This is a genomic window from Streptomyces sp. NPDC019531, assembly GCF_044903305.1.
Lineage (GTDB): Bacteria > Actinomycetota > Actinomycetes > Streptomycetales > Streptomycetaceae > Streptomyces.
In genome coordinates, this window is the sequence record NZ_JBJDQL010000018.1 from 70668 (window position 1) to 93499 (window position 22832).

General features: G+C 69.3%; 19 protein-coding genes. 18 read left to right on the plus strand and 1 reads right to left on the minus strand.

Going from position 1 to position 22832, the window contains the following annotated elements; genetic code table 11:
- Positions 1–54: 54 nt before the first annotated feature.
- The 13 genes from ACI2L1_RS21785 (at position 55) to ACI2L1_RS21845 (ending at position 16763) form a co-directional block, all read left to right on the plus strand.
- Positions 55–1050 carry a LysR family transcriptional regulator gene (locus tag ACI2L1_RS21785; RefSeq protein WP_404740988.1) on the plus strand — a complete coding sequence of 332 codons (996 nt, stop codon included), beginning with the start codon at positions 55–57 and terminating at the stop codon, positions 1048–1050.
- Between the two features lie 305 nt (positions 1051–1355).
- Complete coding sequence (locus ACI2L1_RS21790; RefSeq protein WP_404740989.1) at positions 1356–2246, plus strand: hypothetical protein; 891 nt, start codon at positions 1356–1358, stop codon at positions 2244–2246.
- Positions 2246–4444: a glycosyltransferase gene (locus tag ACI2L1_RS21795; RefSeq protein WP_404740990.1), complete on the plus strand. Its 2199-nt coding sequence runs from the start codon at positions 2246–2248 to the stop codon at positions 4442–4444. The genes ACI2L1_RS21790 and ACI2L1_RS21795 overlap by 1 nt, the downstream gene beginning before the upstream one ends.
- Positions 4441–5661, plus strand: a complete 1221-nt coding sequence (locus ACI2L1_RS21800; RefSeq protein ID WP_404740991.1) for an acyltransferase — start codon at positions 4441–4443, stop codon at positions 5659–5661. The genes ACI2L1_RS21795 and ACI2L1_RS21800 overlap by 4 nt, the downstream gene beginning before the upstream one ends.
- A gap of 100 nt (positions 5662–5761) precedes the next feature.
- The gene (locus ACI2L1_RS21805; protein ID WP_404740992.1) at positions 5762–6325 is read left to right on the plus strand and encodes a Uma2 family endonuclease; all 564 of its coding nucleotides are present in this window, start codon (positions 5762–5764) and stop codon (positions 6323–6325) included.
- A gap of 324 nt (positions 6326–6649) precedes the next feature.
- The gene (locus ACI2L1_RS21810) at positions 6650–8032 is read left to right on the plus strand and encodes a nitrate/nitrite transporter (protein ID WP_404740993.1); all 1383 of its coding nucleotides are present in this window, start codon (positions 6650–6652) and stop codon (positions 8030–8032) included.
- Between the two features lie 119 nt (positions 8033–8151).
- Positions 8152–9306: a uroporphyrinogen-III synthase gene (locus ACI2L1_RS21815; RefSeq protein WP_404740994.1), complete on the plus strand. Its 1155-nt coding sequence runs from the start codon at positions 8152–8154 to the stop codon at positions 9304–9306.
- Between the two features lie 312 nt (positions 9307–9618).
- Complete coding sequence (locus ACI2L1_RS21820; RefSeq protein WP_404740995.1) at positions 9619–10203, plus strand: CGNR zinc finger domain-containing protein; 585 nt, start codon at positions 9619–9621, stop codon at positions 10201–10203.
- A gap of 319 nt (positions 10204–10522) precedes the next feature.
- Positions 10523–11044, plus strand: coding sequence for a sigma-70 family RNA polymerase sigma factor (locus tag ACI2L1_RS21825; protein WP_010039908.1), 522 nt, complete (start codon positions 10523–10525; stop codon positions 11042–11044).
- Positions 11045–11091: 47 nt separating this feature from the next.
- Positions 11092–11874: an anti-sigma factor family protein gene (locus ACI2L1_RS21830; protein ID WP_404740996.1), complete on the plus strand. Its 783-nt coding sequence runs from the start codon at positions 11092–11094 to the stop codon at positions 11872–11874.
- Between the two features lie 63 nt (positions 11875–11937).
- Positions 11938–14373, plus strand: coding sequence for a HelD family protein (locus ACI2L1_RS21835; protein WP_404740997.1), 2436 nt, complete (start codon positions 11938–11940; stop codon positions 14371–14373).
- 385 nt (positions 14374–14758) lie between these two features.
- A complete protein-coding gene (locus ACI2L1_RS21840; RefSeq protein WP_404740998.1) occupies positions 14759–16174 on the plus strand; it encodes an NAD-dependent malic enzyme in 1416 nt (471 codons plus the stop codon).
- A 307-nt stretch (positions 16175–16481) separates the two neighbouring features.
- Positions 16482–16763 (plus strand): HU family DNA-binding protein, encoded by a 282-nt coding sequence (locus ACI2L1_RS21845; RefSeq protein WP_007382399.1) that lies wholly within the window; start codon positions 16482–16484, stop codon positions 16761–16763.
- 296 nt (positions 16764–17059) lie between these two features.
- Here the strand turns inward: ACI2L1_RS21845 and murA are convergent, their stop codons facing one another.
- The gene (gene murA, locus ACI2L1_RS21850) at positions 17060–18406 is read right to left on the minus strand and encodes a UDP-N-acetylglucosamine 1-carboxyvinyltransferase (RefSeq protein WP_164433380.1); all 1347 of its coding nucleotides are present in this window, start codon (positions 18404–18406) and stop codon (positions 17060–17062) included.
- Between the two features lie 253 nt (positions 18407–18659).
- Here murA and ACI2L1_RS21855 point away from each other — a divergent pair, with 253 nt between their 5' ends.
- From ACI2L1_RS21855 to ACI2L1_RS21875, 5 genes are all read left to right on the plus strand, one after another.
- The gene (locus ACI2L1_RS21855; protein ID WP_404740999.1) at positions 18660–19232 is read left to right on the plus strand and encodes a YqgE/AlgH family protein; all 573 of its coding nucleotides are present in this window, start codon (positions 18660–18662) and stop codon (positions 19230–19232) included.
- A gap of 29 nt (positions 19233–19261) precedes the next feature.
- Positions 19262–19537: a DUF3039 domain-containing protein gene (locus ACI2L1_RS21860; RefSeq protein WP_404741000.1), complete on the plus strand. Its 276-nt coding sequence runs from the start codon at positions 19262–19264 to the stop codon at positions 19535–19537.
- A 213-nt stretch (positions 19538–19750) separates the two neighbouring features.
- Entirely contained in the window at positions 19751–21046 is a 1296-nt protein-coding gene (locus tag ACI2L1_RS21865; protein ID WP_404741001.1) for an extracellular solute-binding protein, read from the plus strand.
- On the plus strand, positions 21043–22002 hold the full coding sequence (locus tag ACI2L1_RS21870) for a carbohydrate ABC transporter permease (RefSeq protein WP_404741002.1): 960 nt from the start codon (positions 21043–21045) through the stop codon (positions 22000–22002). Before ACI2L1_RS21865 ends, ACI2L1_RS21870 begins: the two co-directional genes overlap by 4 nt.
- Positions 21999–22832, plus strand: coding sequence for a carbohydrate ABC transporter permease (locus tag ACI2L1_RS21875; protein WP_404741003.1), 834 nt, complete (start codon positions 21999–22001; stop codon positions 22830–22832). Before ACI2L1_RS21870 ends, ACI2L1_RS21875 begins: the two co-directional genes overlap by 4 nt.

Consider the following 22832-nt stretch of genomic DNA (forward strand, 5'->3'; position numbering starts at 1 on the left):
GGGTCCAACACCTTCTCCGCGCCAATTCACGCACCTGTGTTGTAAGTTCGCCGGATGCCCGCGCCCCGTCCGAGTCCCGGCCCCAGCCCCCACCACCTCGACCCCCGCCTCCTGCGCGCCTTCCTCGCCGTCGCCGACGAACTCCACTTCACGCGCGCCGCGGCCCGGCTCTACGTCGCCCAGCAGGCGCTCAGTCGTGATGTACGGCGGCTGGAGCGGGAGTTGGGTGCCGAGCTGTTCGTGCGGACGACCCGGCAGGTGACGCTGACCGCCGACGGCGAGCGGCTGGTGCCGTACGCCCGCCGTGCCCTGGACGCCCAGGACGAACTGCTCGCCGCCTTCACGCAGGCCCGCCCTCTCCTCGTGGACCTGAACTTCCCCGACCAGGCCACCGCCCGCCGTGTGCTGCTCCGGGCCCGTGAGATCGCCCCCGACCAGGAGCTGATGGCCCGCTATGAGAGCGGGCTGACCGGCGCGGCCGGCGAACTGCTGACCGGCCGCCTCGACGCCTCCTTCGGCCGGTTCGCCGGTCTGGACCCGGCGCTCAGGGCGGGTCTCGACCACCAGCCCGTGCGCTACGAGCCCATGGCGGTCGTCCTGCCCGAGGACCACCGGCTGGCCGCCCTTGAGCGGGTGCCGCTGGCCGCGCTGGAGGGCGAGACCGTCTACGCCGGGGCCGGAAATCCGCGTACTCCGGAATGGACCGATCTCGCTCGTCGGCTGTTCGAAGGACGGGGCATCGAAATCGCCCCGCCGGCCCCGCTCGCGGTCGGCGACGAGGAGTTCCGGCGGATCATGGCGAAGACCCGGAACCCGATTCTCGCGGTCGTGGATTTTCCGGCCATGCCCGCCACCGTGCTGCGTCCGCTGGTCGACCCGGTACCCCTGTCACCCGTGTCACTGGTGTGGCGGAGGGGTCTGGTGCACCCCGCTTTCGACGCCCTCCGGCGGGCAGCAATCGAACTGTCCGTCGAACATGGTTGGCTGCGGCAGCCTGCCGATGGATGGATTTCAGCCATCGATAAGTGCGATATGAACATCCACAATTGACACGCGGCAAACATGCCTCCTCCGCGTGCGCTACATTCGTGGCCTGAGCACGGTGTGGTAATGGGGGGCGCTCGGACCGGGTGGGGGCCTGGTTCAGCCGACGTGTGCTCAAGGTCGAAAGCGCGCCCAGAACAGCCCGTGGGGGGATGTGCGTGCGCGTGAAGAACGTGAAGAAGTGGCGAGAAGACGCCCAACCGGAATGGCCCGAGGCCGCATCAGGGACCCAGGACACACCTGTGGTCGGCGGTGCCACCCAGTCGTTTCCGGAAACCGCGGAAACCAGAGGGACCGGCGAAACCGGAGCAGTGGCCGAGGAGGCGGACCGGGACTTCCCGGGGGCCCCGAGAGCCGACCGCGGCCGTGACGACCTCCCGGAGCCGGCCGGCCGCAGAGCTGTCGTACGCGACCCGTGGGACGAGTCCGCCGGCGGTGCCGGTCAGACCCACGACCCGCACGAGGTGACCGTCCAGCTCGACGCGATCAGCCTGAACGGCGAGGGCCGCATCGATGGCGGCGGATCCGCGGGCGACAGCGGGTCCGAGGGCTCCGACGGCCCGGTCTTCGTCGACGAGTCGGGCCGCCGCAGCCGCCGCTTCCGCCGTATCGGCATGGCCGTCGGTCTGGCCTGCGCGGTCTACGCCGTCGTCATCGTGGTCACGCTGCTGTCCGGCAACTCCAACGCGCCCTGGCTCCCCGTGACCGGACCGAAGGACGACGCCCCGGCCGGCAAGGTCGACACCAGCCCGATGCCCGCCGAGTCGGCGCAACAGTCCGTCCCGGCCGGAATGACACCGGGGACCGTTCCGACGGTCAGCGGCGGGGTGACACCGGCGCCCGGGGTCAGCGGCAGCGCGCCCGGGGCCACCGTGAGCCCGGGCAGGCCGGGGGCGTCCGCCGATTCGTCGGCGACCGCCACGCAGCCGGGCGGCAACCCGTCGGTCAGCACCGATCCGTCGACGCAGCCGACGCAGTCGGTCAGCCCGCCGCCCAGCCCCTCCGTCGACCCGCCCGTCAGCAACACGCCCGGCCCCTCGGTCGGCCCGACCGAGACCACGGGCGCCGGCAGCGCCGGACCCGGCACCGTCGCCGACGGCCCGGCCAGCCCCTCGCCCATCGCGTCGGAGACCTCCGGCACCTCCGCTCCGGTGCCCTCCGACGCCCCGCTCTCCTCCCCGTCCCCGGAGAACATCCTCTGATGGCATCCCGCACCCGCCGTCCGGGCTCCGCACCAGGAGCCCCCGACGGCTCCAGGCGCCGCCTGCCCATGCGCCTGCTGCTGCCCGTGCTCGTCCTCGTCGCCCTGATGGCGATGCTGATGCTGCGCGGCTACGTCCACAGCGAGATACTCGCCGACCACCGCATCCGGGCCGAGGCCTCCACCGACAAGGTGCCGGAGAAGATCATCGACGGCGGCCCGGTGATCGACACCCGCAGCGGGCGCGCCACCAGCCTGAAGATGCCGGACCGTCGTATCGTCCTCACCTTCGACGACGGCCCCGACCCGACCTGGACCCCCAAGGTCCTGGACGTCCTCAAGAAGCACCACGCGCACGCGGTCTTCTTCGTCACCGGCACCATGACCTCCCGCTATCCGGACCTGGTCAAGCGCATGGTCGACGAGGGCCACGAGGTCGGGCTGCACACCTTCAACCACCCCGACCTGTCCTTCCAGTCGAAGAAGCGCATCGACTGGGAGCTCTCCCAGAACCAGCTCGCCCTGGCCGGCGCGGCCGGCATCCGCACCTCGCTGTTCCGCCCGCCGTACTCCTCCTTCGCCGACGCCATGGACAACAAGTCCTGGCCGGTCACCGAGTACATCGGCACCCGCGGCTACATCACCGTCGTCAACAACAGGGACAGCGAGGACTGGCGCAAGCCCGGCGTCCACGAGATCCTGCGCAACGCCACGCCGAAGAACGGCAAGGGCGCGATCGTGCTGATGCACGACTCCGGCGGCGACCGCCACCAGACGGTCCAGGCGCTCGACCGGTTCCTGCCGGAGATGGGCGACAAGGGCTACGCGTTCGACAACCTCACCGAGGCCCTCGACGCGCCCAGCGCGCACACCGCGGTCGCCGGGCCCGAGCTGTGGAAGGGCAAGGCGTGGATCTTCCTGGTCCAGGCCTCCGAGCACATCACCGACGTCCTCGTCGTCGGGCTCTCGATCATCGGCTCCCTGGTCATCGGCCGCTTCGTGCTGATGCTGCTGCTCTCGGGCATCCACGCCCGCCGGGTGCGCCGCAAGGACTTCCGCTGGGGAGAGCCGGTCGTCCAGCCGGTGTCGGTGCTGGTCCCGGCGTACAACGAGGCCAAGTGCATCGAGAACACCGTGCGTTCCCTGATGGCGAGCGAGCACCCGATCGAGGTGATCGTCATCGACGACGGCTCCAGCGACGGCACCGCGCGGATCGTCGAGGCGATGGGCCTGCCCAACGTCCGGGTGGTCCGCCAGCTCAACGCGGGCAAGCCGGCCGCCCTCAACCGCGGTCTGGCGAACGCCCGTTACGACATCATCGTGATGATGGACGGCGACACGGTCTTCGAGCCGTCCACCGTACGGGAGTTGGTACAGCCCTTCGGCGACCCGCGCGTCGGCGCCGTCGCCGGCAACGCCAAGGTCGGCAACCGGGACTCCCTGATCGGCGCCTGGCAGCACATCGAGTACGTGATGGGCTTCAACCTCGACCGCCGGATGTACGACATCCTGCGCTGCATGCCGACGATCCCGGGTGCGGTGGGGGCCTTCCGCCGGTCCGCTCTGGAACGCGTCGGCGGCATGAGCGACGACACGCTCGCCGAGGACACCGACATCACCATGGCCATGCACCGGGACGGCTGGCGCGTGGTGTACGCCGAGAAGGCGCGCGCCTGGACGGAGGCACCGGAGTCCGTCCAGCAGCTCTGGTCCCAGCGCTACCGGTGGTCGTACGGCACCATGCAGGCGATCTGGAAGCACCGGCGTGCGCTGGTCGAACGGGGCCCGTCGGGCCGCTTCGGCCGCGTCGGCCTGCCCCTGGTCTCGCTGTTCATGGTGGTGGCACCCCTCCTGGCCCCCCTGATCGACGTGTTCCTTCTCTACGGCGTCGTGTTCGGCCCGACCGAGAAGACGATCGTGGCCTGGCTGGGCGTCCTCGCGATCCAACTGGTGTGCGCGGCCTACGCGTTCCGCCTCGACCGCGAACGCATGACCCACCTGATCTCGCTGCCGTTGCAGCAGATCCTCTACCGGCAGCTCATGTACGTCGTGCTGCTCCAGTCCTGGATCACGGCCCTCACCGGGGGCCGACTGCGCTGGCAGAAGCTGCGCCGCACGGGAGTCGTCGAGGCACCGGGCGGGCCGGTGCCGAGGCAGCGGGCACGCAGTGAGAGCGACGAGCGGAGGCCGGTCGCATGACGCAGGAGTACACGGCGGGTCAGCGGCAACAGCACGAGGTGGCCGCCGCGCCCAAGGTACCCGGCCGGGACCGCTACCTGGACCTTCTCCGCTCCCTCGCCCTGGTCCGCGTCGTCCTCTACCACCTCTTCGGCTGGGCGTGGCTGACCGTGCTGTTCCCGTCGATGGGCGTGATGTTCGCGCTGGCGGGCTCACTGATGGCACGCTCGCTGAGCCGCCCGGCGCTGAGCGTGATCAGGGGCCGCATCCGCCGACTCCTGCCGCCGCTGTGGGCGTTCAGCGCGGTGGTGCTGCCGCTGATGTTCGTAGGCGGCTGGAACCTGTCCGAGGACCCCGACCACAGCGGCACTTGGGGCCTGCTGGAGCTGGTGAACTACGTCATCCCGATCGGCGCCCCGCCCTACCCCTGGGAGGTCGGCTTCCCGTCGGACCTGCTGGAGAGCACATGGGCGGACCAGGCGGTGGGCCCGCTGTGGTACCTCCGCGCGTATCTGTGGTTCGTGCTGGCGTCCCCGCTGCTGCTGTGGGCGTTCCGCAGGGTGCCGTGGGCGACACTGCTCGCTCCGCTGGCCTTGACGGCTGTGGTGGGCACGGGACTTGTGTCGATCCCCGGCGAACTGGGCAACGCGGTCACCGACTTCGCGGTCTACGGCAGCTGCTGGATCCTCGGTTTCGCGCACCACGAGGGTGTGCTGGCGAAGGTCCCGCGCTATCTCGCCGTCTCCGGATCGGTCCTGGTGATGGCCTTCGGCCTGTGGTGGGCGTCCGGCCACCTCGGCCCCGAGGGCTGGGACCTCAACGACATCCCGCTGGCCCAGGCGGCCTGGTCGTTCGGGTTCGTGGTGATCCTGCTCCAGTACTCACCGTCCTGGCAGGAACTCCCGGGCCGCCTCGCCCGCTGGGACAAGCTGGTGACCCTCTCCAACAACCGGGCCGTCACGATCTACCTCTGGCACAACCTGCTCATCATGGCCACGGTCCCGATCATCGACCTGGCCTACCGCCTCCCCTTCATGCAGAGCGACCGCGCGGTCGCCGCGCTCGACGCGACGGACACGCTGTGGATGTTCTTCCTGGTGTGGCCGTTGATCGGGCTCGCGATCCTGACCTTCGGATGGATCGAGGACCTGGCGGCGAAGAGGGGGGCGCGGTTGTGGCCGAACGGGGTGCGGCGGAGTCGGGTCGGGCCCAGGGCGACCGCCGGACACCGGCCCTGACGGATCCTGGTGTCGGCAGGTAGGCGCGCCCGTATGCTGGCCCCGTACCGCCTGTCGAGGTCGCACCGAGGCTGCCGGTCGGACGAGGAGGTGAAAGGGAATGGGCGTTGCCGTCGACCACACCGGGCCCTGGACCGTTGCCGACGTCCTGGCGCTGCCCGAAGACCGTACGACCCGCTACGAACTGCTGGGGGAGTCCCTCGTAATGTCCCCGGCACCCGGCATCCGGCACCAGCGAGCCTCGCTTCGGCTCGCCATGATCCTCCACGCGGCGGCCACAGCTGCCGAGGCGTCGGTCGAGGTGCTGGAGGCCATCAACGTCATCCTGCCCTCTGGTCTCGTTGTCCCCGACCTCGTGGTGACCGACGCCGGCGCGACCGCCGAGGACGGCGTCAGCGTCGATGCCGATGGTGTGCAGCTCGTGGTCGAGCTCGTGTCTCCCGGCAACCGCATGGTGGACCGCAAGTTCAAGCCGATGCTCTACGCAGAGGCCGCCATCCCGCACTTCTGGCGACTCGAGTTCGACCCCGCACCCACGCTCGTCGTCTACGAGCTGGACGGCGGCCAGTATGTGGAGCGGACCACCGCACTCGCGGGTGCGACCACTCATCTGGATGCCCCCTTCCCCGTTGCGGTCGATCCGGCCGGACTCTCTCGCCAGTAGGACGCGGGGGGCTGTAATTCGCTCCGTGACGCTCCTCACCCCGCTCACCATCGACCGCGCTTACGATGCCCTCGTCGCCGGCCCCGTGCGGTGACCGTTCCGCCGACATCGCCGTCGTAGCCAGCGGAGCAGGCCGGATCGCGGTCCTCCCGGGTGGCTGTTCGTAACACAAAGCCCCCAAGACCTCTCATCCCGTCATCCCCCGGGGTGAGAGCAAAGTTCCTTTCCGGTCACCCGGTGCCACAGGCAGGAAACGCGTCCTCCCTACCTTCGGGATCAGCCACTCGTAGCAGGACCTGAGCCCCGTCGCACCGTGGAGGCGTCATGACAGCCCCTAGTACAGCCCCCGCACCCCCGAGCAGGGGCGGCCGCTGGATCCAACACTGGGATCCGGAGAACGAGACCTTCTGGAAGGAGACCGGAGAGAAGATCGCCCGGCGCAACCTCTTCTTCTCCGTGCTCTCCGAGCACATCGGTTTCTCGATCTGGACCCTGTGGTCCGTGCTGGTGCTCTTCATGGGCCCGGAGTACGGGCTGACGCCGGCCGACAAGTTCCTGCTGACGTCGATGGTGACGCTGGTCGGCGCCGTCGTCCGGGTTCCTTACACCTTCGCCGTCGCCATCTTCGGTGGCCGGAACTGGACGATCATCTCGGCGAGCCTGCTGCTCGTCCCCTCGGTCGCCGCGTTCGCGGTGATGAAGCCGGGGACGTCCTTCGACACCTTCCTGTGGATCGGCCTGCTGGCCGGCATCGGCGGCGGCAACTTCGCCTCCTCCATGACCAACATCAACGCCTTCTTCCCGCTCAGGAAGAAGGGGTGGGCGCTCGGTCTCAACGCCGGCGGCGGCAACGTCGGTGTGGCCGCGATCCAGCTGGTGGCCCTGGCCGTCATCGGCGCGAACGGCGGTCCGCGGGTGCTGCTCGGGATCTACATCCCGCTCATTGTCGTCGCTGCCGTCCTCGGCGCGCTGTTCATGGACAACATCGAGAACGTCAAGAACGACACCGGTGCCGCCAAGGACGCCGCGAAGGACGCTCACACCTGGATCATGTCCTTCCTCTACGTCGGCACGTTCGGCTCGTTCATCGGCTACAGCTTCGCCTTCGGACAGGTGCTGACCAACCAGTTCGGGCGCACACCGCTGCAGGCCACGTACCTCACCTTCATCGGCCCGCTGCTCGGCTCGCTGATCCGCCCCGTGGGCGGGTGGCTCGCGGACAAGTACGGTGGCGCGAAGATCACCCTCTACAACTACGTCGCCATGGGCGCCGCCACGGCCGTCCTGGTCGTCGCCAGCATGCAGAAGTCGCTGCCGCTGTTCGTCGTCGCGTTCGTCGTCCTGTTCTCACTCACCGGGATCGGCAACGGATCCACGTTCAAGATGATCCCCGGCATCTTCCAGGCCAAGGCCCTGGCCAAGGGACTGGAGGGCGACGAGGCCGCCGCGTACGGCCGACGCCTCTCCGGCGCCTCCATGGGCCTCATCGGCGCGGTGGGCGCGCTCGGCGGAGTCGGCATCAACATGGCCTTCCGGCAGTCCTTCCTCAGCAACGGCTCCGGCACCGGCGCCTTCGTCACCTTCCTCGTCTACTACGCCCTCTGCTTCGGGGTGACCTGGGCCGTATACCTTCGCCGTACGGCCGCCAAGGGGCAGACCGCGGCCGCCGCGGAGACGAAGTCACAGCTCAGCTACGCCGAGGTGTGACGTAACACCGGCGACATGAACCGGAACCGAGCCTGTCACGAGCCGTTGGCAGGCTCGGTCGGCATGTAGGAACGACCGAGTACGACCATGTACTACGACTCGAGTGCGGGACGAGAGCCATGTACGACGAACAGCAGCCAGTAGAGCAGCACGGCCCCCTCGCGGGGTTCACCGTGGGAGTCACGGCAGCGCGCCGAGCAGACGAACTCGGTGCGCTGCTCCAGCGCCGCGGGGCCGCCGTACTGCACGCGCCCGCCCTGAGGATCGTGCCCCTCTCCGACGACAGCGAACTACTGGCGGCGACGAAGGACCTCATCGACCAGGCGCCGGACGTGGTCGTGGCCACCACGGCGATCGGGTTCCGGGGGTGGATAGAGGCCGCCGACGGGTGGGGGCTCGGTGAGCCGCTCCTCGACCGGCTGCGCGAGGTGGAACTCCTCGCGCGCGGGCCCAAGGTCAAGGGGTCCGTACGGGCCGCGGGGCTGACGGAGGACTGGTCGCCGTCGTCCGAGTCCATGGCCGAGGTGCTCGATCGGCTCCTTGAGGAGGGCGTCGAGGGCCGCCGGGTCGCCATCCAGTTGCACGGCGAACCGCTGCCGGGGTTCGTGGAGGCGCTCAAGGCCGGGGGCGCCGAGGTCGTGGGCGTGCCGGTGTACCGGTGGATGGCGCCGGAGGACCTCGGGCCGATGGACCGGTTGCTGGACGCCGCCGTATCGCGTGGGCTGGACGCTCTGACCTTCACGAGCGCGCCCGCGGCCGCGTCCCTGCTGTCGCGGGCCGAGGACCGGAGTCTGCTGCCCGAGCTGCTCGCCGCGCTGAACCACGATGTGCTGCCCGCGTGTGTCGGACCGGTGACCGCGGTGCCGTTGCAGGCGCGGGGTGTGGACACGGTCTCGCCCGAGCGGTTCCGGCTCGGGCCGCTCGTGCAGCTGCTGTGCAAGGAGCTTCCGGGCCGGGCCCGGTCGCTGCCCATCGCCGGCCACCGGGTGGAGATCCGGGGGCACGCGGTGCTGGTCGACGGTGCGCTGAAGCCGGTGCCGCCGGCGGGGATGTCGCTGCTGCGGGCCCTGTCCCGGCGCCCGGGCTGGGTGGTGTCCCGGGCGGAGCTGCTGCGGGCGCTGCCGGGGGCCGGCCGTGACGAGCACGCGGTGGAGACGGCGATGGCCCGCCTCCGTACGGCACTGGGGGCGCCGAAGCTGATCCAGACGGTGGTGAAGCGGGGCTACCGGCTGGCCCTGGACCCGGCGGCGGACGCGAAGTACTCCGACGTGTGAGTATCGCCCCCGCCGCCCCTACCCGTCCCATCCCCAGGGGCTGACGCCCCTTCGAGCCCACTCCCGGGGGGCTCCGCCCCCTGGACCCCCGCTCCTCAAACGCCGGAGGGGCTGATTTCGCCTGCCCGTACACCGGAGGGGCTGATTTCGCCTGCCCGTACAGCAGCACCGCCCGCACCACCCACGGGTCCTCCCGGTACGAGGGGTTCCGGCGGCGAGAGCGGGAAGGCACTGTTAGGGGGAGCCCCGACACAGTCCCGAAGCACCTCACCGACCCCTTCCGACCGGGGCACCCTAGGCGGTGACAGGCACATGGCACTGGGTACGGCCACGGTCGCGTACGAGCTGCGGTTCGACGCCGGACGGATCTGTCTCGACCTCCTCGCGACCACCCACCCCGAGGAACGCCTCGACTCGACGGAGGTGCTGTGCGCCTGGATCGTCGGCTCGGGTCTGGTGCCGGACGGGACGGACCTGACGCACGCGGGTCCTTCCTGGCTCGTGGGCTTTCGTGAACTGCGCGGACGGATAGGGAAGTTGGTGCGAGGAACCCCCGACCACGGCTACGACCTCGCGCTCACCCACGTCAACGACACCGCCCGCGCCGCGCCCCCGGCCCCGTGCGCGGTGTCCGCCGAAGACGGCACGCTGGTGCGGGAGTTGGACGGTCCGCCGGACTGCGCGGCACTGCTCGGGGCCATCGCCAGGGACGCCGTGGAACTGCTCACCGATCCCGTCGCGCGGGCGGCGATCAGAGAGTGCGAAGGGGACAACTGCCCCATCGTCTATCTCGATACGTCACGGGGACGCAGGAGGCGCTGGTGCTCCAGTGAGGTCTGTGGAAACCGGGAAAGAGTGGCCCGGCATCGTCGCCGGGCGGCACTCGCGCGCGCCTGACTGGTCGTTATGTCCCTTGTGTGGAGGGGCTGTCGAAGTGATTTCGATTACATGCCGTTTACCCGCTCCACCTCACGGATCGTGCTCGTGATCTTGTCTGTGTGGTGGAAATGTAAAGATCACGCGGCGGGAATGTGCGCGCATGTCCTGTCTCGTCACGTCACTCAGAAGAAAACTGTCGTCGCACTTTGAACACCCAACTCTCCGCTTCCGTACCCGTAGTCGAGCGACCGACTGGGGGAACCCCCGGACATCGGAGGTGGGCGTGCGCAAGGATTCCGTCGTGGCCAATGAACGTGGATCGAGGGCCCGACATCGCATGTCCCAGCCCTCGGAACCTGATGAGGAGCTGATGCGTGCCCTGTACAGAGAGCACGCCGGGCCTCTCCTTGCGTATGTCCTCCGGTTGGTTGCGGGAGACCGCCAGAGAGCCGAGGACGTGGTGCAGGAGACGCTCATCCGTGCCTGGAAGAACGCCGGACAGCTCAATCGAGCGACCGGATCGGTACGCCCCTGGCTGGTGACGGTCGCCCGGCGCATCGTCATCGACGGCCACCGCAGCCGGCAGGCCCGGCCGCAGGAGGTCGATCCGTCGCCGCTGGAGGTCATCCCCGCGGAGGACGAGATCGACAAGGCGCTGTGGTTGATGACGCTGTCGGACGCGCTCGACGACCTGACCCCGGCTCACCGGGAGGTGCTCGTCGAGACGTACTTCAAGGGGCGTACCGTCAACGAGGCGGCCGAGACCCTGGGCATCCCCAGCGGAACCGTCCGCTCGCGGGTCTTCTACGCCCTGCGGTCGATGAAGCTCGCACTGGAGGAGCGGGGGGTGACAGCGTGATGAGTGTTTACGGGGGTAACCAGGGATTCGGCACAGGTGGTTCGGGTATGTCTGGCTCCATGATGGGATCTCCGGTGCCGAACGAGCACGAGACCGTCGGCGCCTACGCACTCGGGATCCTCGACGACGCCGAGGCGACCGCCTTCGAGGTCCATCTCGCGACCTGCGAATGGTGCGCCCAGCAGCTCGACGAGCTGGCCGGCATGGAGCCGATGCTGGCCGCGCTCGCGGACCTGCCCGGCTCCGGCACCCCGGCGATCGGGGAGTCGCTCTCCGCCAAGCCCAGTCCACGGATCGTGAACAAACTCGTGGACGAGGTCGCGGAGCGCCGTGCGCACAAGCGGCGCCGCAGCTTCTACATGGTCGCGGCCGCGGCCGCGCTGATCATCGGCGGTCCGTTCGTGGCCATGGCGGCGAGCGGCGGCGACTCGGACGGCGGAGGAGCCAAGCAGGGCCAGGTCCTCGCGGCCACCCCCAAGGAACTCTTCGAGTCCATGACCGACAAGGTGACGGCGACCGACTCCTCGACCGGCGTCGGCGCGACCGTCGCCATGGCGCAGAAGGACTGGGGCACCTCGCTCGGTCTGGAGCTCAAGGGCGTCAAGGGACCACTCAAGTGCTCCCTGATCGCGGTGGGCACCAACGGTGAGCGCTGGACGGCCTCCACCTGGTCCGTCGGCAAGTGGGGCTACGGGATCCCGGACGGCAAGACCCCGGAATCCAAGCAGCCCCTCTACATCGGCGGTGCCGTCGCTCCGGCCCAGAACGAGATCGATCACTTCGAGATCGTGGACTCCGACGGCAACAAGCTCGTCCAGGTCGACGCGTAACTTCCCGCCGAGGCCCCCTTCGCGTACGGTTGACGGCTGCCCAGCACGTCAGAAGGGGGCCCGGTGGCCGCTCAGGCTCAACAATCCGCGGTCGGCTCGGTTCAGGACTCGGTTCGGGACCGGGAGATCAGCGTCGAACAGGAACATCTGGACCGGGTCTACCGGCGCCTTGAGGAGAAGATCCACGAGGCGGAGTTCCTGATGAACGACGCGGCCAAGCGCGGCCAGGTCGGTACGCCCGGCGCGCTCGCCGAGCGGGACGCCCAGGTCTTCCGGGCCGGCGTCCACCTCAACCGGCTCAACAACGAGTTCGAGGACTTCCTGTTCGGCCGGATCGATCTGCTCCTCGGCAAGGACGGCAAGAAGGGGCCCGACGGCGCCTACACCGCCGTGGAGCCCGCCGAAGGCGCGGTCCGTGAGGACAACTCCGCCGACATCGCGGAAACCCTGCATATCGGTCGGATCGGGGTCCTGGACTCCGAGTACGCACCGCTCGTCATCGACTGGCGGGCCCCGGCCGCCGCCCCCTTCTACAGGTCCACTCCAGTGGATCCCGGGCGTGTCGTACGGCGTCGGGTCATCCGCTCCAAGGGCCGCAAGGTCCTCGGTGTCGAGGACGACCTCATGCGTCCCGAGCTCAGGGCCTTCCTCGACGGCCATGAGCTGCCCGTCATCGGCGACGGCGCCCTCATGGCCGCGCTCGGCCAGGCCCGCAGCCACACCATGCGGGACATCGTCGCCTCCATCCAGGCCGAACAGGACCTGGTCATCCGCGCCCCCGCCGCGTCCGTGACCTACGTCGAGGGCGGGCCCGGCACCGGCAAGACCGCGGTCGCCCTGCACCGGGCCGCGTACCTCCTCTACCAGGACCGGCGCCGCTACGCGGGCGGCATCCTCATCGTCTCGCCCACACCCCTGCTGGTCGCCTACACCGAGGGCGTCCTGCCCTCCCTCGGCGAGGAGGGCCAGGTCGCCATCCGGGCGATCGGCTCCCTGGTCGACGGCGTCGAGGCAACCCTGTACGACTCCCCGTCGGTGGCCCGCGCCAAGGGGTCGTACCGGATGCTGAAGGTGCTGCGGAAGGCGGCGCGGGGGGCGCTGGAGCTGGGTGACGGCTCCGGACACGGCAGGGCAGTCGGTTCCGGCCAGCCAGACTCCGGGCAACTCGCCTTCGGGGACGCCGGTGAGTCCGACCGCGGTGCCGGTGCGGAGAACGGCGCCGGTACCGCCGTATCCCCGAAGTCCCCCGGGGGAACCCCCGCCCGCCTGCGCGTCGTCGCCTTCGGGCGGCGGCTGGAGCTGGAGGCGGACGAGCTGGAAGGTATCCGGCGGACCGCCCTCGGCGGCACCGCGCCCGTCAACCTGCTGCGGCCCCGGGCCCGCAAGCTGCTCCTGGACGCCCTGTGGGCGCGGTCCGGGGCGGGCACCCGGCACACCGATCCGGAGCTGGCCGCCGAGCTGCGGTCGTCGTTCGACGAGGACATCGTGTCGGAGGACAGCTTCATCGAGTTCCTCGACGCCTGGTGGCCCGAGCTGACCCCGAAGGCCGTTCTCGCCGCCATGGCCGACGAGCGGCGGCTCGGCCGCTGGGCCCGCCGCATCCTCAACCCCGGCGAGGTCCGCAGAGTCGCCCGCTCGCTCCGACGGGACGGCCTGTCCGTGCACGACATCGCCATGCTCGACGAGCTCCAGGCGGTCCTCGGCGCCCCGGCCCGCCCCAAGAAGCGTCGCGACCTGGACCCGCTCGACCATCTCACCGGCCTGGAGGAGCTGATGCCGGTCCGCGAGGAGTCCCAGCGCGAGCGCGCCGAGCGGCTCGCCCAGGAGCGTGTCGAGTACGCCCACGTCATCGTCGACGAGGCCCAGGACCTCACCCCGATGCAGTGGCGCATGGTCGGCCGCCGCGGCCGGCACGCCACCTGGACGGTCGTCGGCGACCCGGCCCAGTCCTCCTGGTCCGACCCCGACGAGGCGGCCGAGGCCCGCGACGAGGCCCTCGGCACCCGCCCCCGCCGCCGCTTCCAGCTCACGGTGAACTACCGCAACCCCTCCGAGATCGCCGACCTCGCGGCCAAGGTGCTGGCGCTCGCCATGCCCGGCTCGACGGCCCCTTCGGCCGTACGGTCCACCGGCGTCCAACCCCGCTTCACCGTCGTGGGGAAGGCCCTCGGTGAGACCGTGAGGGACGAGGCCGCCCGCCTCCTCGACCTCGTGGACGGCACGGTGGGCGTCGTGGTCGCCATGAACCGCCGGGAAGAAGCCGCCCGCTGGCTCACCGGACTCGGCGACCGCGTGGTGGCGCTCGGCAGCCTGGAGGCCAAGGGCCTGGAGTACGACGCGACCATCGTCGTCTCCCCGGCCGAGATCGCCGACGAGTCACCGGCCGGACTGCGGGTGCTCTACGTCGCCCTCACCCGGGCGACCCAGCAGTTGACGGTCGTCTCGGCGGACCGGGACCAGCCGGACGGGGACGGGATTCCCGATCTGCTGAGAGATTGAACTCGCGGTACGGGAATGGTCTTTCGGGATCCGTTTGTTAGCCTGGATGTGACACCGGCCCGATCCAAGCCCCCGGGCCCAACCTTCGTCGCTACGAGCGACCACTTGCCGCGAGGCGAGCATGGCGGGCCGGTGTCACCTAGCCGTCGAAAGGCCCACGTACATGTGACGTGGGCCTCTTTCGTCATGAACAAAACTTTCGCAACCCGGAGCGGCTAACGCCTACCCGGCAGTAGGTGCGACCATCGGACGGCATCCAGCGTCACAGGTGGCTGCGCCTTCCCGGGGGACAACCCCCGGACCCCCAGCAGAAAAGACACGTCGGCGGGGATGGGCGGAGTGGACACCGCGCGGCAAACCTGAGTGAAAGCAGAGGAAGTCGGCCATGGCAACGGCGCCCAGCGTCTCCTACTCGATTACGGTCCGGCTGGAGGTGCCCGCGAGCGGAACCGCGGTCTCCCAGATCACCACGGCCGTAGAGTCCCACGGAGGCTCGGTGACGGGCCTCGACGTGACCGCGTCCGGCCACGAGAAGCTCCGCATCGACGTCACCATCGCCGCGTCCTCCACCGCGCACGCCGACGAGATCGTCCAGCAGCTGCGCGGCATCGAGGGCGTCACGCTCGGCAAGGTGTCCGACCGTACGTTCCTGATGCACCTCGGCGGCAAGATCGAGATGGCGTCCAAGCACCCCATCCGTAACCGTGACGACCTCTCGATGATCTACACCCCGGGTGTGGCCCGCGTCTGCATGGCGATCGCCGAGAACCCCGAGGACGCCCGCCGCCTCACCATCAAGCGCAACTCCGTTGCGGTCGTGACGGACGGCTCGGCCGTGCTGGGCCTGGGCAACATCGGCCCCAAGGCCGCCCTCCCGGTCATGGAGGGCAAGGCGGCCCTCTTCAAGAGGTTCGCCGGAATCGACGCCTGGCCGCTGTGCCTGGACACCCAGGACACCGACGCGATCGTCGAGATCGTCAAGGCGATCGCCCCCGGGTTCGCCGGCATCAACCTGGAGGACATCTCCGCCCCCCGCTGCTTCGAGATCGAGGCCCGGCTGCGTGAGGCCCTCGACATCCCCGTCTTCCACGACGACCAGCACGGCACCGCGATCGTCGTCCTCGCCGCCCTGACGAACGCACTTCGCGTCACCGGCAAGGCAATTGAGAACATCCGGGTCGTCATGTCCGGCGCCGGCGCGGCCGGTACTGCCATCCTCAAGCTGCTGCTCGCGGCCGGCCTCAAGAACGCCGTCGTCGCCGACATCCACGGTGTCGTGCACGCGGGCCGCGAGGACCTGTGCGACGCCGCCGCTGACTCGCCACTGCGCTGGATCGCCGACAACACCAACCCCGAGGGCCTGACGGGGACATTGAAGGAGGCCGTGCGCGGCGCCGACGTCTTCATCGGCGTCTCGGCCCCGAACGTCCTGGACGGCGACGACGTGGCCGCCATGGCCGAGGGCGCGATCGTGTTCGCGCTCGCGAATCCCGACCCCGAGGTGGACCCGGGGGTCGCCCGTCAGACGGCGGCCGTCGTGGCCACCGGCCGCTCCGACTTCCCGAACCAGATCAACAACGTACTGGTCTTCCCGGGTGTCTTCCGCGGTCTGCTGGACGCCCAGTCCCGCACCGTCAACACCGAGATGATGCTCGCGGCCGCGAAGGCCCTCGCGGACGTCGTCACCGAGGACGAGCTGAACCCGAACTACATCATCCCCAGCGTCTTCAACGACAAGGTCGCGGGCGCGGTCGCCGGGGCGGTGCGGGACGCGGCGAAGGCCGCCGGGGCGACGGCCTAGGGCCTGCCTCTACAGTGAGCGTCGGCTGTTGGCTGTGAGGATCGCCACGGTGGTCCTCCGGCCCGGCCCGGCGCGTCGCGGAACCGGGCGCTTCGCGCCACCCTCTAGGGTGGCGCCACGCCCAGGCCTCTGTTCGTGTGACCCCCTAGGGTGTTCATACGAGTCCTACGGGTGCCGGATTGGCTTTCCCGCAGCAGGTAGGGGCAGGATGCGTCCCTGGGCGCGAGCGCATCGGCTTCGCTGTGCCTCGTGTGCGGCCCCGCCGCGAGGCACACCCCAACGGCAAGAAGAACACGGGAGTAACAACATGAACCGCAGTGAGCTGGTGGCCGCGCTGGCCGACCGCGCCGAGGTGACCCGCAAGGACGCCGACGCCGTTCTGGCCGCGTTCGCCGAGACCGTCGGCGAGATCGTCGCCAAGGGTGACGAGAAGGTCACCATCCCCGGCTTCCTGACCTTCGAGCGCACCCACCGGGCCGCTCGCACCGCGCGCAACCCGCAGACCGGCGACCCGATCCAGATCCCGGCCGGCTACAGCGTCAAGGTTTCGGCGGGCTCCAAGCTCAAGGAAGCCGCCAAGGGCAAGTAAGCGCTCCGCTTCGAGCGCCGGGTAACTGCGGGCCGCTCTTCGGCTGTCGGGCCGTCCGTGGCTGGTCGCGCAGTTCCCCGCGCCCCTTGAGGGGCGCTCAGCACAACGCCGATGGGGCGGTCACCCGGAAACGGGTGACCGCCCCATCGGCGTACGTGTGTCAGCCGAGTGCCTTGCCCGGGAGTTCCACCTTCGCTCCCAGCTCCACGAGTTTCTCCATGCTGTGCCTGTCCGGGGGATGCCCCCCGGACCCCCAGCAGGGGGTTGTTCCCCGGGCCGGGGTGACGAGGCTGTGGTCAGCCGAGTGCCTTGCCCGGCAGTTCCACCTTCGCTCCCAGCTCCACGAGCTTCTCCATGAAGTTCTCGTAGCCGCGGTTGATGAGGTCGATGCCGTGGACCCGCGAGGTGCCCTGGGCCGCGAGGGCCGCGATGAGGTACGAGAAACCGCCGCGGAGGTCCGGGATGACCAGGTCGGCGCCCTGGAGGCGGGTCGGGCCCGAGACGACCGCCGAGTGCAGGAAGTTGCGCTGGCCGAAGCGGCAGTTCGAGCCGCCCAGGCACTCACGGTACAGCTGGATGTGAGCACCCATCTGGTTCAGCGCGGAGGTGAAGCCGAGACGGGACTCGTACACCGTCTCGTGGATGATCGACAGGCCCGTGGCCTGGGTGAGGGCGACCACCAGAGGCTGTTGCCAGTCCGTCTGGAAGCCCGGATGCACGTCGGTTTCGAGCGCGATGGACTTCAACTGCCCGCCGGGGTGCCAGAACCGGATGCCCTCGTCGTCGATCTCGAAGGCACCGCCCACCTTCCGGTAGGTGTTCAGGAACGTCATCATCGAGCGCTGCTGGGCGCCGCGGACGTAGATGTTGCCCTCGGTCGCCAGCGCGGCGGACGCCCAGGAGGCGGCCTCCAGACGGTCCGGCAGGGCGCGGTGGTTGTAGCCGCCGAGCCGGTCCACGCCGGTGACGCGGATGGTCCGGTCGGTGTCCATCGCGATGATGGCGCCCATCTTCTGCAGGACGCAGATCAGGTCCTCGATCTCCGGCTCGACGGCCGCGTTCGAGAGCTCGGTGACACCTTCGGCGAGGACGGCGGTGAGCAGCACCTGCTCGGTCGCGCCGACGGACGGGTACGGCAGCCGGATCTTCGTACCGCGCAGCCGCCGCGGCGCCTCCAGGAACTGCCCGTCCGCGCGCTTCTCGATCGTGGCGCCGAACTGCCGCAGCACCTCGAAGTGGAAGTCGATGGGCCGGCCGCCGATGTCGCAGCCGCCGAGACCGGGGATGAAGGCGTGCCCGAGCCGGTGCAGCAGCGGACCGCACAGGAGGATCGGGATACGGCTGGAACCCGCGTGGGCATCGATGTCAGCGACGTTGGCGCTCTCGACGTGGGTCGGGTCCATCACCAGCTCGCCCGGTTCCTCACCCGGTCGGACCGTCACGCCGTGCAGTTGCAGCAGTCCGCGTACGACCCGCACGTCACGGATGTCCGGAACGTTGCGCAGTCGGCTCGGCTCGCTGCCCAGCAGGGCGGCGACCATGGCCTTGGGTACGAGGTTCTTCGCACCGCGGACACGGATCTCGCCCTCCAGCGGGGTTCCGCCGTGGACAAGCAGTACGTCGTCAGAGCCGTTGACGGTCATGTATCTCGCGTTCCGATGAGTCGGGCAGGGGCCAGAAGGGAAAGGGTAATCGCCGCCTACCCCCCTTCTGTAAGCCCAAGTGCCACCCAGCCACGTCATAGCTCTGTCACAACACGAACTGCTAATCGTCGGGCACGTGGGGTCACGGGCGCCTGGCGTGCGCTTACGGCGCATCGTTGCGCTCTGAGCTGCATCCACTGCGGTAGAGGCATTGCCTCCCCACGCGGAGGGAAGATGCGGGATCATGTCTGGCATGACCGAGGTGTCCTCGCTCACAGGGCGGTTGCTCGTGGCAACGCCCGCCCTGGCGGACCCGAACTTCGACCGTGCGGTGGTGCTCCTTCTCGACCACGACGAGGAGGGCTCCCTCGGTGTCGTCCTCAACCGGCCCACGCCGGTGGACGTCGGCGACATCCTGGAGGGCTGGGCCGACCTCGCGGGCGAGCCGGGAGTCGTCTTCCAGGGCGGCCCGGTCTCCCTGGACTCGGCCCTGGGGGTCGCCGTCATTCCCGGCGGCGGGGCCGTCGACGGGGCTCCGCTGGGCTGGCGCAGAGTGCACGGCGCGATCGGACTGGTCGACCTGGAGGCCCCGCCCGAGCTGCTCGCCTCGGCCCTCGGCAGCCTGCGCATCTTCGCCGGTTACGCCGGCTGGGGCCCCGGCCAGCTGGAGGACGAACTGATGGAGGGTGCCTGGTACGTCGTCGAGTCGGAGCCCGGCGACGTCTACTCCCCGTCCCCGGAGAGACTCTGGCGCGAGGTGCTGCGCCGCCAGCGCAACGAACTGGCGATGGTGGCCACGTACCCGGACGACCCTTCGCTCAACTGATGCATGTGACCTTCAGTACCCTTGGCCGTATGAGCACTCTTGAGCCCGAGCGCGGGACTGGTACGGGGACCCTCGTAGAGCCGACGCCGCAGGTGTCCCACGGCGACGGCGACCACGAGCGCTTCGCCCACTACGTCCAGAAGGACAAGATCATGGCGAGCGCCCTCGACGGGACCCCCGTCGTGGCGCTCTGCGGCAAGGTGTGGGTGCCCGGCCGCGATCCCAAGAAGTACCCGGTGTGCCCCATGTGCAAGGAGATCTACGAGTCCATGGGCTCCGGGGACGACGAGGGCGGCGACAAGTAGGCCCGCTGCCCGGCTGAGCTTCACGAGGCCCCTGAGGTGCGTTCCGCGCGCCTCAGGGGCCTTTTCGCACGCCTTTCGCATGACCTCGCGTGCCCATCGCGTGTCACGAAGTGGTTGAGACCTCTTGTGGGCGTGTTCATGCAACCCATAATCTCCGTTGCGTTGAGCGAAACCGTCATTGCATATGGTGCAACGCGCCCGGAGGATCACTCCATGAAGCTCTCCCCCCGCTTTCCCGCCCTGCTCCTCGCCGCCCTGGTCGTCACGGCCTGCGCGCCCCAGACCTCCTCCAACTCCTCCTCCGACGAGGACGACAAGACCGGCACCCTGCGCGTCTGGCTCTTCCAGGAAGTCGGCAACAAGCCGAAGGAGAAGGTCGTCGACTCCGTCGTCACCGCCTTCGAGAAGGCCCACAAGGGCACCAAGGTCGACGTGGAGTACATCCCGGTCGAGACCCGTGCCCAGCGCGTCAAGGCCGCTTTCAACGACCCGTCCTCCGCGCCCGACGTGATGGAGTACGGCAACACCGACACCGCCGGCTATGTGAAGGACGGCGGACTCCTCGACATCACCGAGGAGTTCGGCGACTGGAGCGAGGCGAAGGACACCGACCCCACGGCGAGGACCTCGGTCACCGTGGACGGGAAGGTGTACGGCTCGCCCTTCTACGTCGGCGTCCGGGCGCTGTACTACCGGACCGACGTCTTCAGGGAACTCGGCCTCGAAGTCCCGAAGACGATGGCCGAGCTGGCCGTCACCGCCCGCAAGATCCGCGCCGCGAAGCCCGAGTTGTACGGCCTCGTCGTCGGCGGCGCCTACACGTACGGTGCGATGCCCTTCATCTGGGCCAACGGCGGCGAACTCGCCGTCGGCAAGGGAGGTTCGTACGCCTCGGCGATCTCCGATGCGGGCGCGCAGAAGGGCATCAAGGAGTACACCTCGCTGTTCACCGACGACAACTGTCCTGCCGCCAAGTGCGCCGGCATGGGCGGCAACGACACGATCACCGCGTTCGCGGCCGGCAAGGCGGGCATGGCGATCGGGGGTGACTTCAGCCATACGGCGGTGGAGGCCGGGAAGGTCAAGGGCGCGTACGCGGTGGTGCCGCTGCCGGGCGTCTCCGCCGGGTCGATCGCTCCCGCGTTCGCGGGCGGCAACAACATCGGGGTGCTGAAGAGCACGGGGCACCGGACGCTGGCCGTTCAGCTGATGGAGCAGCTCACGTCCAAGAAGACGCAGGCGTCGATGTTCGACGCGATGGGATTTCTGCCGACGTTCGGGGACGTCCGTGACCAGGTCGCCGCGAAGAAGCCGTATGTGAAGCCGTTCGCGCAGACCCTGGCCGCAGGGACGAAGTTCGTGCCCGCCTCGCCGGGGTGGTCGCAGATCGACTCGTCGCTGGTGCTGCCGACGATGTTCCAGGAGGTCATCAGCGGTAAGAAGGATGTGGCCGCGGCCTCTTCGGAGGCCGCGAAGAAGATGGACGACGCGTTCGGGTCCGTGGGATGACGGCGCCTGCCGACTCGGGGCGTGTGGAGCGTTTGCGGGTGCCGGTGGTTCGTGGCCGGTCGCGCAGTTCCCCGCGCCCCTTGGGGGGTTCGGGCGCACCTTGGCTGTATCTGGCCCCGGCTCTCGTCGTCCTCGGCGGGCTGCTCGTCTACCCCATCTATCAGCTCGGGCTGATCTCGTTCTTCCAGTACACCCAGGCCCAGGTCAGCGGTGGTGAGCCGACCACCTTCGAGGGGTTCGGAAACTACTCCGCGCTGTTCTCCGACCCGGAGTTCTGGCGAGTGCTGCTGGCCACCGTGCTGTTCGCGGCGGCCTGCGTCGGGTCGACGCTGGCCGTGGGGTGTGCGCTGGCCGTGCTGCTCACGCGCGTGCGTGCCGTGCCGCGGCTGGCGTTGATGCTGGCCGCACTCGGGGCATGGGCGACGCCCGCGGTCACCGGGTCCACCGTGTGGCTGCTTCTCTTCGACCCCGACTTCGGGCCGGTCAACCGTCTCCTCGGGCTCGGCGACCACTCCTGGACGTACGGGCGGCTCAGTGCCTTCTTCCTCGTCCTGCTCGAAGTCGTCTGGTGCTCCTTCCCGTTCGTGATGGTCACGGTCTACGCCGGGATCCGCGCCGTGCCGGCCGAGGTGCTGGAGGCCGCCTCGCTGGACGGGGCCTCGCAGTGGCGGATCTGGCGGTCGGTGCTCGCGCCGATGCTGCGGCCGATCCTGACCGTCGTCACCATTCAGTCGGTCATCTGGGACTTCAAGGTGTTCACGCAGATCTACGTCATGACGAACGGGGGCGGCATCGCGGGCCAGAACCTCGTCCTGAACGTCTACGCCTACCAGCAGGCGTTCGCCTCCTCGCAGTACAGCCTCGGCTCGGCGATCGGAATCGTCATGCTGCTGATCCTGCTCGCCGTGACACTGGTCTACCTGCGGCTGCTGCGCCGACAGGGGGCGGAACTGTGAATCTTCTACGGCGCCCCTGGCGGCTGGCCGCGGAGGCCTCGGCGTTGCTCATCGCCCTGGTCGTGGCCTTCCCCCTCTACTGGATGGTGCTCAGCGCCTTCAAACCGGCCGGAGAGATCGAGTCGACCGAGCCCCGGCCCTGGACGCTCGCGCCTTCGCTGGATTCCTTCCGGCGTGTGTTCGGGCAGCAGGATTTCGGTCGGTATTTCGTCAACAGCCTTGTCGTGGCGTGCAGCGTGGTGATCGTCTCGGCGCTGATCGCGTTTCTCGCGGCGACCGCCGTGACACGATTCCGCTTCCGCTTCCGGACCACCCTGCTGATCATGTTTCTGGTGGCCCAGATGGTGCCGGTGGAGGCACTCACCATCCCCTTGTTCTTCCAGATGCGGGACTTCGGTTTGCTGAACACGCTGGGTTCGCTGATCCTGCCCCACATCGCGTTCTCGCTGCCCTTCGCGATCTGGATGCTGCGGGGGTTCGTGAAGGCCGTACCGGAGGCTTTGGAGGAGGCCGCGTACATCGACGGGGCGAGTCGCGCGCGATTCCTGTGGCAGATTCTGTTCCCGCTCGTCCTGCCCGGTCTGGTGGCCACGAGCGTGTTCTCCTTCATCTCGTCCTGGAACGATTTCCTCTTCGCCAAGTCGTTCATCATCAGCGACACTTCGCAGTCGACGCTGCCGATGGCCCTGCTGGTCTTCTACAAGCCGGACGAGCCGGACTGGGGCGGGGTCATGGCCGCGTCGACGGTGATGACGATTCCGGTGCTGGTGTTCTTCGTACTCGTACAGCGACGCCTGGTCTCGGGGCTGGGTGGAGCGGTAAAGGACTGA